Raw genomic sequence first — 608 nt, 5'->3', positions numbered from 1 at the left:
CGAGACGATCGACCTGACGCAGCCTGCGCAGGAAGCCGATGGCGACCACCACGACCCCGCGCCGGCGCTCCTGCCCGACCACCTCGCCTACGTGATCTACACCTCGGGTTCCACCGGCCAGCCCAAGGGCGTGGGCATCTCCCACGGCGCGCTCGGCAACTACCTGCACGGCGTGCTGGCGCCACTCGCGCTGCCGCCCGGCCTGCGCATGGCGATGGTGTCGACGCCGGCGGCCGACCTCGGCCACACCGTGCTGTTCGGCGCGCTGGCCAGCGGCGCGGCGCTGCACCTGCCGCCGCGCCGCTGCGTGTTCGACGCCGCGGCCTTCGCGCGCTACATGGCCGGCCACCGCATCGACGTGCTGAAGATCGTGCCCAGCCATCTGCAAGCGCTGCTGGACGGCGCCGCCGCCGCGGGCGCCAGCGCGGCCGACGTGCTGCCGGCCCACACGCTGCTGCTGGGCGGCGAGGCCACCGGCGCCGCGCTGCGCGCGCGCCTGCACGCGGCGCGCCCGCAATGCCGGCTGGTCAATCACTATGGCCCGACCGAGAGCACCGTGGGCGTGCTGCTGCACGTGGCCGGCAGCGCGTCGCCGGCGGGCGCGCCGG

The 608-nt window shown here is 76.2% G+C and carries 1 protein-coding gene; it reads left to right on the top strand.

What is annotated here, in order from left to right:
* The coding region (locus tag K206_RS40485; protein WP_043367940.1) for an AMP-binding protein at positions 1 to 608 on the top strand (608 nt) is incomplete at both ends.

Source organism: Cupriavidus sp. WS, from assembly GCF_000395345.1.
GTDB classification, from domain to species: domain Bacteria; phylum Pseudomonadota; class Gammaproteobacteria; order Burkholderiales; family Burkholderiaceae; genus Cupriavidus; species Cupriavidus basilensis_B.
This window is presented reverse-complemented; position numbering and strand designations above follow the sequence as displayed.